The 14546-nt window shown below is 41.9% G+C and carries 16 protein-coding genes; 7 read left to right on the top strand and 9 right to left on the bottom strand.

Annotation, left to right across the window (positions count from 1 at the left end):
• Positions 1-347 precede the first annotated feature (347 nt).
• A complete protein-coding gene (locus tag HWQ38_RS34350) occupies positions 348-1220 on the top strand; it encodes a hypothetical protein (RefSeq protein ID WP_292803016.1) in 873 nt (290 codons plus the stop codon).
• A 127-nt stretch (positions 1221-1347) separates the two neighbouring features.
• Here the strand turns inward: HWQ38_RS34350 and ychF are convergent, their stop codons facing one another.
• The 3 genes from ychF to yidD form a co-directional block, all read right to left on the bottom strand.
• Complete coding sequence (gene ychF, locus HWQ38_RS34355) at positions 1348-2439, bottom strand: redox-regulated ATPase YchF (RefSeq protein WP_292803018.1); 1092 nt, start codon at positions 2437-2439, stop codon at positions 1348-1350.
• A gap of 45 nt (positions 2440-2484) precedes the next feature.
• Positions 2485-2670: a hypothetical protein gene (locus HWQ38_RS34360; RefSeq protein WP_292803021.1), complete on the bottom strand. Its 186-nt coding sequence runs from the start codon at positions 2668-2670 to the stop codon at positions 2485-2487.
• 200 nt (positions 2671-2870) lie between these two features.
• Entirely contained in the window at positions 2871-3107 is a 237-nt protein-coding gene (yidD, locus tag HWQ38_RS34365) for a membrane protein insertion efficiency factor YidD (RefSeq protein WP_292803024.1), read from the bottom strand.
• A 61-nt stretch (positions 3108-3168) separates the two neighbouring features.
• Between yidD and HWQ38_RS34370 the strand changes: the two genes are divergently transcribed.
• Positions 3169-3870 (top strand): diacylglycerol/polyprenol kinase family protein, encoded by a 702-nt coding sequence (locus tag HWQ38_RS34370; RefSeq protein ID WP_292803026.1) that lies wholly within the window; start codon positions 3169-3171, stop codon positions 3868-3870.
• Positions 3871-4326: 456 nt separating this feature from the next.
• Here HWQ38_RS34370 and HWQ38_RS34375 read toward each other — a convergent pair whose 3' ends face one another.
• Positions 4327-5250, bottom strand: a complete 924-nt coding sequence (locus HWQ38_RS34375) for an alpha/beta fold hydrolase (protein WP_292803029.1) — start codon at positions 5248-5250, stop codon at positions 4327-4329.
• 552 nt (positions 5251-5802) lie between these two features.
• Between HWQ38_RS34375 and HWQ38_RS34380 the strand changes: the two genes are divergently transcribed.
• The 4 genes from HWQ38_RS34380 (at position 5803) to HWQ38_RS34395 (ending at position 8974) form a co-directional block, all read left to right on the top strand.
• Complete coding sequence (locus tag HWQ38_RS34380; RefSeq protein ID WP_292803032.1) at positions 5803-6357, top strand: thioredoxin family protein; 555 nt, start codon at positions 5803-5805, stop codon at positions 6355-6357.
• A gap of 71 nt (positions 6358-6428) precedes the next feature.
• Positions 6429-7157, top strand: coding sequence for a UMP kinase (gene pyrH, locus HWQ38_RS34385; RefSeq protein WP_292803035.1), 729 nt, complete (start codon positions 6429-6431; stop codon positions 7155-7157).
• Entirely contained in the window at positions 7144-7692 is a 549-nt protein-coding gene (frr, locus tag HWQ38_RS34390; protein WP_292803038.1) for a ribosome recycling factor, read from the top strand. The genes pyrH and frr overlap by 14 nt, the downstream gene beginning before the upstream one ends.
• 160 nt (positions 7693-7852) lie before the next feature.
• Positions 7853-8974 carry a geranylgeranyl reductase family protein gene (locus HWQ38_RS34395; RefSeq protein WP_292803041.1) on the top strand — a complete coding sequence of 374 codons (1122 nt, stop codon included), beginning with the start codon at positions 7853-7855 and terminating at the stop codon, positions 8972-8974.
• 55 nt (positions 8975-9029) lie between these two features.
• On the opposite strand, the gene HWQ38_RS34400 is transcribed toward HWQ38_RS34395, so the two are convergent.
• The 4 genes from HWQ38_RS34400 to HWQ38_RS34415 form a co-directional block, all read right to left on the bottom strand.
• Entirely contained in the window at positions 9030-9221 is a 192-nt protein-coding gene (locus HWQ38_RS34400) for a hypothetical protein (RefSeq protein ID WP_292803044.1), read from the bottom strand.
• Between the two features lie 58 nt (positions 9222-9279).
• Positions 9280-9900, bottom strand: coding sequence for a hypothetical protein (locus HWQ38_RS34405; protein ID WP_292803047.1), 621 nt, complete (start codon positions 9898-9900; stop codon positions 9280-9282).
• A 106-nt stretch (positions 9901-10006) separates the two neighbouring features.
• Positions 10007-10876 (bottom strand): CPBP family intramembrane glutamic endopeptidase, encoded by an 870-nt coding sequence (locus HWQ38_RS34410; protein WP_366933373.1) that lies wholly within the window; start codon positions 10874-10876, stop codon positions 10007-10009.
• Between the two features lie 184 nt (positions 10877-11060).
• Positions 11061-11498, bottom strand: a complete 438-nt coding sequence (locus HWQ38_RS34415) for an AbrB family transcriptional regulator (protein ID WP_292803053.1) — start codon at positions 11496-11498, stop codon at positions 11061-11063.
• Between the two features lie 1463 nt (positions 11499-12961).
• On the opposite strand from HWQ38_RS34415, the gene HWQ38_RS34420 reads away from it, so the two are divergent.
• Positions 12962-13966, top strand: a complete 1005-nt coding sequence (locus HWQ38_RS34420) for a succinate dehydrogenase/fumarate reductase iron-sulfur subunit (protein ID WP_292803277.1) — start codon at positions 12962-12964, stop codon at positions 13964-13966.
• 44 nt (positions 13967-14010) lie between these two features.
• Here HWQ38_RS34420 and HWQ38_RS34425 read toward each other — a convergent pair whose 3' ends face one another.
• A complete protein-coding gene (locus HWQ38_RS34425) occupies positions 14011-14535 on the bottom strand; it encodes a Tol biopolymer transporter periplasmic protein (protein ID WP_292803056.1) in 525 nt (174 codons plus the stop codon).
• Positions 14536-14546: the final 11 nt, after the last annotated feature.

Genomic DNA, 14546 nt, shown 5'->3' on the forward strand with positions numbered 1-14546 from the left:
AAATAAGTTCTCTGGCGATTGATGATAACGCTCTTTTATTACTCTCGTCAGATTAAATTTGAAACCCTATTTTGACGTTAGTCCGCGCAGGCGGACTTTGTTTGTGTAGCCGCGATTTCTAATCGCCTGGATTATCCCAGTTTAATTTTTGTCTCAATTCCGTTAGTGTAACACTGAAGGTTCTATACTAAATTAGTAAAAAATATCTGCTGTTTAAGATTTTTTATCTTATGAAAAAGTGGCTCATTTTTATTATAATTGCATTTTTATGTTTCTGTTCAACTTATGTCGTTAATGCGTCTAATTACCCCTTAATAAATTCAGATAATAGTTGTAATTTACGATTGATGAAAAAGGGAGAAGGGTGTTTTCTTTACAAAGTGAAATCTGGTAATTTTTCTATTCCTATTTACTACTATTTACCTGATACATTGCAGGAAGATACTAAAATTTTATTTGCTATGCATGGTGAAAAACGTAATGCGGAAGATTATCGAAATGATTGGAGAAAGATTTATAAATACAACAGTGATGAGCATCCGAATTTGATTTTACTTGCTCCCCAGTTTGAACAAAAGTGGTTTCCAAAAGCTGTGGGTTATAATCTTGGCAATATGTTTACAGAAGATTTAAAGATTTTAAATCCTCGAAACCAATGGGCATTTACTGAAATTGAAAATATCTTTACTTTCGTTAAAAGAACCACGAAAGTAAAGGCTAATAATTACTATCTCTATGGTCACTCTGCGGGCGCACAGTTCGTACATCGAATGGTTATCTTTATGCCATTCGCACATATCCAAAAGGCTGTGGCTGCTGAGGCAGGTTCCTATACAATACCGGATGAAAATAGGGAATATCCCTGCGGACTGAAGAAACTAACTGGAGAGCCACTATCATCTGTAGATTTGAAAAAAACATTTACTATACCCATGACAATAATTTTAGGTACAAAAGATAACAAAATTCTACCTCCTGAACATGATTCTTATGCTTGTGATACACAGCAAGGTTCTAATCGTTTAGCTCGTGGCGAATATTTCTACACTCAGGTTAAAAGTATTGCTGATAATAGAAAAGAAGATTTTAAATGGACTCTCAAAGAAGTTACTGCTACTCACATTGTTGCAAATACGAATCCTACGATTGAAGATCCGATGTTAGTGTCATGTGCCGCTTTGGAGTTTTTTCCTAAATTAACCTACGTTAATTGCAAATAGTTATTTCTGCACCCTGTCAAATTTTGAATTTAGAATTGCTGGTGCGATGCCTACGGCGGGCAAAGCCTACGCAACTTAGTGTAGGTTGACCATTATCTTATCGATAACGGTCACTGATTAATTACCCCTACACATTAAATCGGAATAACATTACATCCCCTTCCTGCACAACATACTCTTTCCCTTCACTGCGAACCAACCCTTTCTCCTTCGCAGCATTCATCGAACCAGTTGTTACCAAATCTTTATAAGCGACAGTTTCGGCGCGAATAAATCCCCGCTCAAAATCACTATGGATTACACCAGCAGCTTGAGGTGCAGACATTCCGGCATTAATTGTCCAAGCGCGGGTTTCTTTGGGGCCGCAGGTGAAATATGTCCGCAAGCCTAAAAGCATGTAAGTTGCACGAATCAACGATTTCAAACCGCCTTCTTCCACACCTAAAGACGCGAGGAAATCAGCTTTATCTGATTCTGGTAATTCCACTAATTCCGCTTCAACTTGAGCCGAAACTATCACAACTTGGGCATTTTCTGTAGCTGCAATTTGCCGCACTGTTTCCACAAAATGATTACCAGTTGCCAACTCATCCTCAGATACATTCGCGGCGTAGATAATCGGTTTATAAGTGAGCAGTTCTAATCCTTTAATAATTTCTGTTTCTTCTTCATTCAAGCTCACCTGACGCACCGATTTACCTTCATTTAAAGCCGCAGCTAATTTTTCCAAAACTGAGACTTCAAACTGTGCATCCTTGCTGGTACGAGCTTGTTTGCGAGTGCGGTCAATTCGCCGCTCAATTTGTGCTAAATCTGATAAACCCAGTTCTATATTAATGATTTCAATATCTCGCGCTGGGTCAACAGAACCAGCAACGTGGATAATATCGTCATTTTCAAAACAACGTACCACATGTACGATCGCATCAACTTCCCGGATGTGGGACAGGAATTGATTTCCTAGTCCCTCACCCTGACTTGCACCTTTAACTAAACCAGCAATATCGACAAATTCAACCCGTGCCGGGATAACTTGTGCCGAACTGGCAATCTTAGCAAGAACATTTAACCGTTCATCCGGTACTGCGACAACGCCGACATTCGGTTCAATCGTGCAAAAAGGGAAGTTAGCAGCTTCTGCCTTAGCATTAGCAACTACAGCATTAAATAAAGTAGATTTTCCGACGTTGGGAAGTCCGACAATTCCGGCTCTTAGCATTTTGGATTTTAGATTTTAGATTTTGGATTACATTACCAAGGTAATCTAAACAGGTTCCGGTATGGTTTGGGGAATTGGCCCAGGAACTGTCTGAGGAATGGGAGCAGGTACAGGTTCTGGTACAGGTTGAGGAATCCCTGGCCCCGGTGCAGGTTCAGGACTCGGTAACGGATTCGGCCCAGGATTGGGAATTTGTGGTTCTGGTATAGAAATCGCAGTGGGATTAATCATCGTAAGTCTAAATTAAATTATTCAACCTTCCCACGGTAGATGACAACCTCATCTGTTGACATCTCCCCAAATAGCTATACCCACGAACACATCCTTTAATAATTTACCGATCTTCTCATTCTCTGCGTCCATCTGCGCTTCCCTCCGCGCACCTTTGCGTTTAAATTTCACCCCCTCAATTCCCCACCATTTGCACAAAACTACTCCTCCTTCACCTTTTCTACCGCCTCTGGCACTGGATCGTAACCACCTGGATGAAATGGATGACAGCGCAAAATCCGCCGAGTTGCCATCCACCCACCACGCAACACTCCAAATCGTTCAATCGCTTCAATAGCATACATCGAACAAGTTGGTTGAAAGCGACAAGTCGGGAGAAACAACGGCGAGATAAACATTCGGTAGCCCCGAATCAGCCAAATAAATAATAATTTCATTGCAGCTACCTAAATCTTATAAATTAGTAACAGGGGTAAAAATTTTCATTTTGTCGCATCTTTGTTAACTACATTTTCTGACTTCACCTCAATTCCGGTTTTCTGGCTGCAAATTGCGTTGGCTGCAATTTGGGTGTTACTCATCCTCCTGATTGCAGGGGTGGTAAACGGCTTTGCCGACAAGCCAGAAATCGTGCGGAAGATAGTTCATATTGGCACTGGTAATGTGATTTTAATCGCTTGGTGGCTCGATATTCCCGCTAGCGTCGGGATTACAGCTTCTATTTTAGCCAGTGGAATCACCTTATTATCCTACCGATTGCCCATTCTTCCTGGTATTAATAGTGTTGGACGCCAAAGTTTAGGGACATTTTTCTACTCTGTCAGTTTCGGTATTTTAGTCGCCTGGTTCTGGTACTTGCAACAACCCCAATACGCAGCATTAGGAATTTTGATTATGACCTGGGGAGATGGATTAGCAGCCTTGATTGGGCAACGCTTTGGTACACACAAGTATAAAGTTTTTGGCACGCAAAAAAGTTGGGAAGGCTCCCTAAGTATGATGCTCGTTAGCTATCTTGTCAGTAGTTTGATTTTAGTTGGAACTCAAGGAAACAGTTGGCAAACTTGGGCGATATCGCTGATAGTGGCAGTTATCGCTACTGCTTTAGAAGCTGTTTCATTTTTGGGTATTGACAATTTAACAGTTCCTTTGGGTAGTGCAGCCCTTGCTTTCTTCTTAAGTCAGTTAGTTTTGAGTTAGTAATTGCCTTGAGTGCTATTCCTAATTGAGCAAATAAGAGATAGTGCCAAAAATTCATCGTTAGGAATAAGAATTAACTAACATACAATTTATGTCTTTGGCTTACCTCACCCTCAATCCCTCTCCGATATATTGGAGCGGGAAGCTAGATACAAGATGAAAAAGGCGGTTATAAACCGCATCTACACAAGCAAAACCCACCTCCGTGGGTTAAGAACCTTTGATTTTGTATTAGTCCACGGAGGTGGACTTTGTTTGTATAGCCGCGAATTCCATTCGCCCTGGCTCTAATGTTGACACTTTATCAAAAAAGTGAAGGTTCAAAACCTCGCCCCTTGTGGGCAAAACAGTCCTTGTATCTGAAGGTAGGTAAAAACCCCACCCGAAGTGTCTGGCTTGATTTAATACTTGCGACTTGCGACTTCATTTTTTATTAATAATTAATAAGTCAAACTTTTAATTTAATTGAGGTGGGATGCCTTCGCTATACTGAGATAAAATCCAATCGAGTAAAATCGGATTGACTAACTCCGGCGCTTCATCCTGTGGACAATGCCCCACTCCCTCTAAAGGAATAAACTTTTCTACTTGCGGAAAGTTAGCTAATTCTCTCCCTAACTTAATTGCTTCCCACGGATCAGCCGTTCCCCACAAGATAATCGCCGGACAGGGTAATTGTGGTAAAAGGTCTTCTGGTAGTGGCCCTGTAGAATAAGAAGTAAAAGCCAGAAACACAGCCCCAGCCCCCGGATCACTTGCTGGTGAAGTCAGAATATCTACCAACTCATCTGTCACCATCTCAGGATTCGAGTAGGCTTGCAGGAGAATTTTCCGCACCGTTTTCGGTTTGGCGAGTTGATTGAAAAAGAAATCACCAACTGGTTTAATAGACAACAGGCTTTGCAACAAAGGCGCTCCGAAACGACGACTCCAAGGTAAAGTTACCCGTTTGCGATCGTGCAACAGCCTTAAAGAACAGTTGAGCAAAGCAACTCCCAAGGCGATATCTGGGTTGGTTACTGCTGCTTGCATGGCTACAATACACCCAATAGAATTTCCAACTAAAAAAGCTGGCTCACCCACTACTTCGCGGCAAAAATCTGCCACTTGCTGTCCCCAGGTTTCTAGCGTGTAGGCAATTTTTTCACCCGGTTGAGGTTTTGCGGAAGCGCCAAAACCAATCAAATCGATCGCATAAACCCGGCAATTTTCCGCTAATACAGGAATATTTTTTTGCCAATGCCACCAAGAAGCGCCAAATCCATGCACGAGGACAACAGCAGGGCCAGTGGTTCCTTGGGTTTGATAGCAGATTGGGAAATCTTGCCAAATCCAGGTTTTTGTAGAGTTAAGCGCTGTTTTTGAACTTGAGGTTGTCATGGTAAATTTGATGAAAACATAGGTAAAAGCCTTTCAGCAGCAAGCCGCAAGTTAAATTGTTTTGAATTTGAATAAAATTTATCAGATTTTTAAAGTAAATCTTTTGCTCTAGTGATAACTTAGACATACACCACGAAAGCTTCTAAGGCGATAACACTAGCATTAAGCTCTAGTATAGAGAGTTTTCATCTTTGTAGAGGTAATTTACTCACAACCACAACTTACACAAACAATAGCTGAAACCCTAATTTTTAAGTAGGAGAAATTCATGAATTGCCCCTGAGCGCGTCTAGTTTTGCGTAAGTTATAACAACTTAGATTGTGTCAGTATTAAAAATCACGACTTTTGTAATGTGAGTAATATTTTTGCTATTTTTAGATGTGAGGGAATTAGCATCAGTGCTAGATTCAGTAGTTTCACAATTTACGACAGCCAATCAAGTCTATAAAATTGTCAAATATGAGGCATCGGCTAAGGGGTGGTTTGCAACTGGAAACTGACGCTAAATTTAACAATATTTTTCTTGTTCTTAGTTCTGCGAGCCAGAAAACATGAATCTAGTAGAAACAATTGATACTCCTGTTGGGAGTTACGCACCAGATTTTGAAATACCAGGAATTGATGATCAAGTACACCATCTCAGGCGTTATCTTGAGAAGTTCCGAGCAGTCGGTGTCATTTCTATGTGTAACGACTGTCCTTATGTAGAGTGGTATATAGACAAGTTAAAAAATATTCAAGCCGAATTTGCCCCAGAAGGCTTTACACTAATTGGCGTGAATGGTAGTAATGGCGATCGCGACTCTAGTCCCAGCTTGGAAAATATGAAAGCTTTTGCCCGGCGTCACGACTTGAATTTCCCCTATTTGTGGGACTCGACGCAAGATGTCAGCCGCAGTTTTGGGGCGACAAAAACCCCAATGGCCTTTTTAATAGATAGTAACGGTATAGTACGGTACAAAGGTCAAATTGACGATCATCCTCAAGACCGATCATCGGTGGGAGAGGATTATTTGAGAACTGCGATCGCTTCTCTGCTTCTTAGTCAAAAAATAGATATACCACAAACAGAACCAATCGGTACGACATTGATTTGGCGTAATTAGACATAGATAGTCGCTGTAACTGCTATCTTAAATTGGAGGCAATTGCAACTTTTTTGATAAAGCGGAACTTCATGGGAACGAATTACCGACGGGTTTTACTCAAACTGAGCGGTGAAGCCTTAATGGGCAACATGGGCTATGGCATTGATCCAGAAGTGGTCAAAGGAATAGCACAAGAGGTAGCAGAGGTGATCGCCACTGGCGTTCAAATGGCCATCGTTGTTGGCGGTGGCAATATTTTTCGTGGCGTGAAAGCGGCGTCGGCGGGAATGGACAGGGCAACAGCTGACTACATAGGGATGATTGCCACGGTAATGAATGCCATGACGTTGCAAGATTCGCTAGAACATATAGGAGTACAGACGCGGGTGCAAACTGCGATCGCTATGCAAGAATTAGCAGAACCGTATATCCGTCGTCGTGCCATCCGCCATCTTGAAAAAGGGCGGGTGGTAATTTTTGGTGCTGGTTCGGGAAATCCCTTTTTTACTACAGATACTACTGCGGCATTAAGAGCCGCAGAAATTGATGCGGAGGTGATTTTTAAAGCCACTAAAGTAGATGGGGTATATGATGCTGATCCTCATATTTATCCTGACGCCAAGCGTTACAATAGCCTTACTTACGCACACGTTTTAGCCAAAGATTTGCGAGTGATGGATAGTACTGCGATCGCCTTGTGTAAAGAAAATAATATCCCAATTTTAGTATTTGACCTAACGGTGCGAGGTAACATCCACCGAGCAGTCATGGGAGAATCCATCGGTACCCTTGTGGGAGGTTCTTGTGAAATTAGCTGAAGCTGAGAGTACGATGCAAAAAACCGTTGAGGCGACTCAACGAGCTTTTAACACAATTCGCACTGGTCGCGCCAATGCGAGTCTATTAGATAAGGTATCGGTAGATTATTACGGTTCGCCTACGTCGTTGAAATCACTGGCAAACATTAGCACACCAGATGCCACGACAATCTTAATTCAACCCTACGATCGCAGCAGTTTAAATATAGTCGAAAAAGCGATTTCTTTATCTGATGTCGGTTTAACCCCCAGCAATGACGGTTCTGTGATTCGGCTGAACATTCCGCCCTTAACAAGTGATCGCCGTAAAGAATTTGTCAAAATGGCATCTAAGTATGCTGAAGAAGGTCGTGTTGCTATTCGCAACATCCGCCGCGATGCCATAGATGCCATTCGCAAACAGGAAAAAAACGCCGAAATTCCTGAAGATGAAGCACGAGATCAGCAAGACAAACTGCAAAAACTCACAAACAAATACAGTGCCAGAATAGACGAATTGCTGGCAGAAAAAGAAAAAGACATCACGACTGTTTAAAGTCAAAAGTCTGAAATATAAAGGCTGAAGGATGATGAATAAATTCTTCAGCCTTTATCATTTCTTAAGTATCTAACAAAAATCGATTAAGTAGGGGCGATTCATGAATTGCCCCTACTTAATAAAAAATAAACTAATTTAGGAGCAAAAATTCAGCCATATGTACGACTGCATCATCGTCGGTGCTGGCCCAGCTGGTGGAACAGCTGCATATCATTTAGCCAAGCAAGGTCGCTCAGTATTAGTATTAGAAAAAGAATCCCTACCAAGATATAAACCTTGTGGCGGTGGTGTCTCTCCAGCGATCGCTCAATGGTTTGACTTTGATTTTAGCCCAGCCATTTCTATGAAAGCCGACTCCCTGCGCTTTACCTGGAAATTGGACGACCCCGTGGAAGCAAAACTCGCCACAAAAGAACCGATTTGGATGGTGCGACGAGACATTTTTGACCATTTCCTAGTGCAACAAGCACAGAAGCAAGGGGCTGAACTACGAGATAATACTGAAGTTACTGGTATTGAGTTTCAAAGTGACTATTGGCAAGTTAACACAGCTAATGGTTCAGTTACAGGTCGCTATTTAATCGCGGCTGATGGTGCCAAAGGGCTAATGGCAAAATGGCTAGGCTTTAAAGAACGTAAACGCATCCTCACGGGGGCTTTGGAGGCAGAAATTCCTGGCATTAGAGAAAACAAACCCACAATTCATTTTGAGTTTGGCTTGGTCAAAAACGGCTATATGTGGAACTTCCCCAAAGCTGATGGTTATTCAATAGGTGTAGGAACCTTCATTGGTCGTCAACCTCAGGACTTTAAAAAGATTTTAGATGAGTATGCCAAATCTTTTAATTTAGACCTGAAAACCAGCAAGCAATACGGTCATCCTCTATGTATTTGGGATGGTAATCAAAAGCTGCACACCCAAAATGCGCTTTTGGCTGGGGAAGCTGCTTGTGTGGTTGATCCCATGACAGCAGAAGGTATTCGCCCCTCAATTTTTAGCGGTTTGCTTGCAGCAGCAACCATTAATGAAGCACTTTCTGGTGACACTAACGCTTTAGAAAAATATAGCGAAACCATTAATGAAGAGTGGGGTAATGAAATGGCTTGGGCACAAAAATTAGCTGGAGCATTCTATCGGTTTTCCAACATAGGCTACAAAGTTGGTGTTAAGCACCCCTCTGCTCCCCAAATCATGGGTAAGATTATGTGTGGAGAACTGCGCTATGGCCACGTTGTTGATCGCGCCCTCAAGCGTTTAATCCCTGGTTTTGGGGGTTAAATATTAGGGATTAAGTAACGAATCTCTAGCGAGCGAGACGCCCACCCCACAAAAATTAATCATCTCTTGTGGGGTGGGCAGCGTTCGACTGACTTGTACTGACTTTGCCTGCCCTGAGCTTGCCGTTCGCGTAGCGTCTCCAAGAGTTGGGTACTGAGCGACGCGTTGCCGTTCGCGTAGCGTCTCGTAGAGAAGGGTCGAAGTAGCGTTGTCGTTGGCGCAGCCTAAGAAGAGAAGTAGCGCTCACGCCGAAGTCCTGCCCGCCGTATTTTAACTTTATTTATGCCTACCTACTTACCATTTCTCTAAACTAAGGTTTTAGACAAGGAACTCTTAAAGGTCTGCAATATAATTCCCAGAATCTTATCGACGGAATTAATATGGTATTCTACTGAGTCAATACAAACAGTATTCTGTTCTAAAGTTAAGAATTTCCAAGCGGTTCCACTTGTCACTGCTCCATAGATGACTGAAATCTCATTTCCTGCTCTTTGATTAAATATCTGAGCAGCAATCATTGTGGCTGCACATTGCCCCAATCCAGTGATGATATTGTCATTTTTGGCCTCTACAACAGTTACTACTGGAGCGCTGATAAAATACTGTTCACCAGATGCACTGAGGATGAAGTCACAAAAACCTGAGAGTCCTTGAGCCGGATCAACATTGAACTCTGTACCTGAAAATAAGCTGATTTTATAATCTAACTGTCGCCTTACTTCAGACAGAATCGGAGCGATTAAGAACTCAGAGCGGGCTTTTTCGCTGTTGATAGCAGTTGCTAAAGTTAAGTTCTCATCTAGCAACCGCTTCAGTAAGTCGGATGGCTGGACACCCCCTACAGTCAGAAACAGATTACGTGTCTCTTCCAGAGTTAAGCCAAATGCATTTCTTACTTTAGCGAGACTAAAATCACTGTATGCCATAGACTTCTGCTCCAGTTCTATCTTAATTCTGCATGGCTTCCCCGTCTTTGCAAGATATTGCTTCGTTAGCAGGCTTGCCTCTCAAATATTGCACCTGAACGCGAAATTAAAAATACCTAGAGAAAAGCCAGATAATCACTCCAGTTCCGAATACACAAATAATTCCCGCCAAGCCAGCTAGAGGTTTTTTATTCTTACCTGTGAACCAGTCAGAGACTTTACCAGTGTAAGTAATTAATTCTGCTGTATCTAGGGTTGCGATCGCCCATATCCATCCCGCGTGCAGTCCCCAAGCTAAACCCAAATTGCCGTTAGAAGCAAAGCGTGCCAACACCAGCAACATTCCCATCAGCCATAATCCAGGAAGTTGGGGTGCGGTTTCGCGTTGCTCCCAAACCAGGTGTAGCAAGGCAAAAATCAAGCTAGAAATTGCTGCTGCTACCCAAACGGGGTAATCCTGCGCTAATTCAGTGAACAGGAAACCGCGAAAAACTAACTCTTCTATCCCACCGACTAATAACGCTATCAAGAAAATCGGTAGCAAGATCGGTAGCAGTAACTTGAAATTCGTCTTTTCAAAAGAACACCAACCTAACCCAAATTGCCCACTAAATACAATAGCTAGGCTGACCACTCCCAAACCGAAACCTAGTGCTAAAGAACCAAGAGTTGAAAGATTCCCAACAAAGCCGTAATCCGAAAAAGATTTATTGGTCAGCCAACTAACTCCCCACAGAATCAGGGGAGCTAATAGGTAGAGTGACAACAATAACGGCATCTTTTGCTCTGGCTGCAAAGGTTTGGGAGGTTGCCAATTGAGCAATATTGCTGATACTGTTGCGATCGGCAACCAGCAAACTATCCAGAAAACAAAAAATGCCATCACTATAACTAGTGCTGGTGCATTTTCCATAAACGCTAGTAAGGCGTTGATCGAAGGCTCAAAGAAAGTTATCAAAATTAACAAAAAAAACACGATAGACTTCTTGCACTATAGATTTCTTGCTGATTAATCAAGAGTCTACTAAATTTGGTGACTCCTGCAAGGGGTCTAATCGTATTTTTCACTTGGACAAAATTCTCTAAATAGAGCTACTAGTTTGCTGTCCGGGTAAGGACAAGTTATCATCACCTGAAACTTATCCCTACCATCAGCAAATTTACTCTTCCTCTTCCAAATCTTCGTCCGAGTCGTCGGAGTCTACATCTTGTGAGGTTAGTTTTTTATCGGTTTCACCCAGTTGAATCAGGTGAATATGCTTGTATCCCAGCCTAATTTCAAACTCATCTCCAGCTTTTAAGCCCATTGCTTTGGTATATGTGGCACCAATCACAATCTGACCATTTTGATGGACACTAACCCGATATGTCGGTTCACGACCACGACCATCTTTAGGTGCTTCTGGACTTAGAGGAATTCCTCTAGCCGATAGCAAAGCGTCATAAAAATCCGTGAGATTGACACGAACCTGGTTATTCTTAGTAACAGTGTAATAGCCACACTGTTTAGCTCTTTCTCGGCGTGGTAAAGTGGAAAGTTCTTTTACTTTACCAAGTAATGCTTTTCCGGTTAATGGCGCGGTTGCAGTTTCAGTCATTATGCTCAAATTTTCCTTACTTTCTCCAAATTGATAAACGATGTAGTCTCATGCCAGCATTTGACTTTTTAGCATTTGCATAGAGCTACTGAGGACTCTAGTGTAACGGGTGAATTCCTGCTGATAGGAGCCAAAAGCACTCCTATATATGGTTGTCCACAACAAATTAGAGGTCATAGTTGCCACAGACATTAATTTGGCTGATTTCACGGCACTTTTAACCATTATTCGCCATCAGAAACGAAATTGTTTTCTCTTTTGGCGCTACTCTAGCGGTGTAACTTTCAGCTACCTTAACAAATTGGGTTGGTTCTACTACAAATAAGTCGTAGTCCCAAAAAATTGCAGGTTTTCCACTTTTAGTGCTTGCCGTTCCGGCCAATGAGCAAGTAGAGTTTTCTCTACTTCTACTCTCAAGCTTAGGACTGCATAGTATTTCAATAGAGTCCTATGGGCATCTGCCCTTTTGTCCTGCCAGTAGAGACGCGAATTTTCTTGTCTCTACATTCCGAATCAACAAAGCAGTAGTAGCCGCGCTTATACGGCTATTGATTCTGGTTTTGTCAGTTCGTAATTTTATATTAAATACTAGCATGGACTAATAATAGCAAAATAGTTGTTTAATTTTGAATTAAAGTTGCTGGTAAATTTTTATTTAAATTTCTGGACTTAAAGCTTGGGGATTTTTGTAACCCTTTATTGCAAGCGTGAGTATTGCCCTATGGCTTTTAGAAAAATTTATCTAATATAGATGAGCAGTTTTGACCAATGAGTTAAATCCAAGATTTTATTGATTGAGAGGAGACTAAAATCTCAAAGTCTCGCGGATTAGGGATTCCCGGTGCAAGAACTTTTCTTTGAAAGTGGTGAGGATTTTTCCTCGATTTATTCCCGTAAGCTCAAAAGCGGCCAGAGAATTTTGTACGTCTGTCTATGGTAAGAATAAATCTCTTAACATCTGCCTAACGCTTGATTGCTACTACTATATATTGAATATGTGGTTTTACATTTCTATATAATCAAAAAATTCCGTCAAGCGGTAGCGAAGGCGGAATTTCCCAGCGAGGACTGCATGACTCAAGCTGACATCAAGAGGTGTTGCTAACCTGATAAGCATTTAATTAAACTGGATATGATCGCTAGGTCAAAAATAAATCTAAGTCCCTTTCTAAGCAAACACCCTTTGCTTTAGATTCCCAAACAGGTAAATTCAATCCAAAGCTGCGATTACATTTTTGGCGTTTTTACTCAGAAGTTGACACAAATCTTGCCTACAGCGATGCTACAAGTAAAGCTTTAATGGTTATCCTTAAACTAGAATCAGTCGCTCTTTCATCGTCAGCCTATTAACACCAGGATTTGAATTAAGGGCAAAAAAAGCATAGCTCACTTTTCGCAACGACCTACCTTGACTGATGATTGTTAAGGCAGGTGAAGCAATTTTAAAATTTTGGTTAGTGGTCATGGAAGTTATTTTTAAGGTCATTCGACAGCAACAAAATTCCTCCCCCGTTGTGCAAACCTACCTTGTAGAGGCTCAAGCAGGTAATACAATCCTGGATTGCCTCAATCATATTAAGTGGGAGCAAGATGGAACCTTAGCGTTTCGCAAAAATTGCCGCAATACTATTTGTGGTAGCTGTGCTATGCGAATTAATGGGCGTTCGGCTTTAGCTTGTAAGGAAAATGTTGGTAGTGAACTTGCCAGATTACAACAAATAGCATCATCTGAAAGTAAAGTAAATACCATTGCCGAAATCACGATCGCGCCTCTGGGCAATATGCCCGTGATTAAGGATTTGGTTGTCGATATGAGCAGTTTCTGGAACAATCTAGAGGCAGTTGCTCCTTATGTGAGTACAGCAGCACGACAAGTACCAGAAAGAGAGTTTTTGCAAACACCACAAGAGCGATCGCGCCTCGATCAAACTGGCAACTGTATTATGTGCGGTGCTTGTTACTCTGAATGCAATGCCCTTGAAGTTAATCCAGACTTTGTAGGCCCCCATGCCCTTGCCAAAGCTTACCGGATGGTAGCAGATTCCCGCGATACTGACACCCAAAATCGCTTAGAAAGCTACAACGAAGGTACTAAAGGCGTATGGGGTTGCACCCGTTGTTTATACTGCGATTCAGTTTGTCCAATGGAAGTTGCACCATTAGAACAAATCACCAAAATTAAACAAGAAATTCTCACCCACAAACAAGCTAGCGATAGTCGTTCACTTCGTCACCGAAAAGTGTTGGTAGATTTAGTTAAAGAAGGTGGTTGGATTGATGAACGTCAATTTGGTTTACAAGTAGTCGGTAACTACTTTCGGGATTTAAAAGGATTACTCAGTCTTGCACCCCTCGGTTTGCGAATGATCCTCCGGGGTAAGTTTCCCCTGTCATTTGAACCTTCAGAAGGGACAGAACAAGTGCGATCGCTCATTGAATCTGTGCAACAAGTAGAAAACAAAAGTTAAGAGTTATAAGTTAGGAATTTTAACTCCTAACTCCTAACTTTAGTTCAACGCGGTTCCTGAGGTATATTCAAAGGCTGTCCATTCCGGTCATATACTAAAATATCCCACTGGCCGTTGTTACTAGATTCAAAAGCAATCCTACTCCCATCAGCGCTAATTGTCGGGTTGCGGACTTCTGCTTGCAGATTATTAGTCAAATTTCGTGATTGGCGTGTTTCTCGGTCGTAGAGAAAAATAGCCGATCGCCCCTGACGGCTAGCACCAAACACAATATAACGACCATCTTGTGAAACGCTAGGATGATTTGCGATCGCATCAAAGGAGTTTAAACCCGGCAAATCAACCAAATCACGAGTCACCGTATCAAACATATAAACATCTTGGCTACCCCGTCGGTCAGTAATAAAAACAATGTATCTCCCAGAGATTTGGGGGTTTAATTCCGACGCTAAACTGTTGAGACTGCGACCCCCCGGATCAAAGGGATAACTCAAAATACGAGGGTAGCCAAAACACCCAGTCAATAAACTTAAGCAGAAAAATACAGGTATAAAAAAAACACGTTTCATATAAATCGTAG

It is taken from the genome of Nostoc sp. NMS7, from assembly GCF_017115085.1.
In the GTDB taxonomy this organism is placed as follows: domain Bacteria; phylum Cyanobacteriota; class Cyanobacteriia; order Cyanobacteriales; family Nostocaceae; genus Nostoc.

Coding starts and splice junctions, on each gene's coding strand:
- HWQ38_RS34395 (WP_292803041.1), top strand. CDS start 7,853: ATGTACGACTGCATCATCGTCGGTGCTGGCCCAGCTGGTGGAACAGCT.
- HWQ38_RS34380 (WP_292803032.1), top strand. CDS start 5,803: ATGAATCTAGTAGAAACAATTGATACTCCTGTTGGGAGTTACGCACCA.
- pyrH (WP_292803035.1), top strand. CDS start 6,429: ATGGGAACGAATTACCGACGGGTTTTACTCAAACTGAGCGGTGAAGCC.
- ychF (WP_292803018.1), bottom strand. CDS start 2,439: ATGCTAAGAGCCGGAATTGTCGGACTTCCCAACGTCGGAAAATCTACT.
- HWQ38_RS34420 (WP_292803277.1), top strand. CDS start 12,962: ATGGAAGTTATTTTTAAGGTCATTCGACAGCAACAAAATTCCTCCCCC.
- yidD (WP_292803024.1), bottom strand. CDS start 3,107: ATGAAATTATTATTTATTTGGCTGATTCGGGGCTACCGAATGTTTATC.
- HWQ38_RS34350 (WP_292803016.1), top strand. CDS start 348: ATGAAAAAGGGAGAAGGGTGTTTTCTTTACAAAGTGAAATCTGGTAAT.
- HWQ38_RS34375 (WP_292803029.1), bottom strand. CDS start 5,250: ATGACAACCTCAAGTTCAAAAACAGCGCTTAACTCTACAAAAACCTGG.
- HWQ38_RS34425 (WP_292803056.1), bottom strand. CDS start 14,535: ATGAAACGTGTTTTTTTTATACCTGTATTTTTCTGCTTAAGTTTATTG.
- HWQ38_RS34360 (WP_292803021.1), bottom strand. CDS start 2,670: ATGATTAATCCCACTGCGATTTCTATACCAGAACCACAAATTCCCAAT.
- HWQ38_RS34415 (WP_292803053.1), bottom strand. CDS start 11,498: ATGACTGAAACTGCAACCGCGCCATTAACCGGAAAAGCATTACTTGGT.
- HWQ38_RS34405 (WP_292803047.1), bottom strand. CDS start 9,900: ATGGCATACAGTGATTTTAGTCTCGCTAAAGTAAGAAATGCATTTGGC.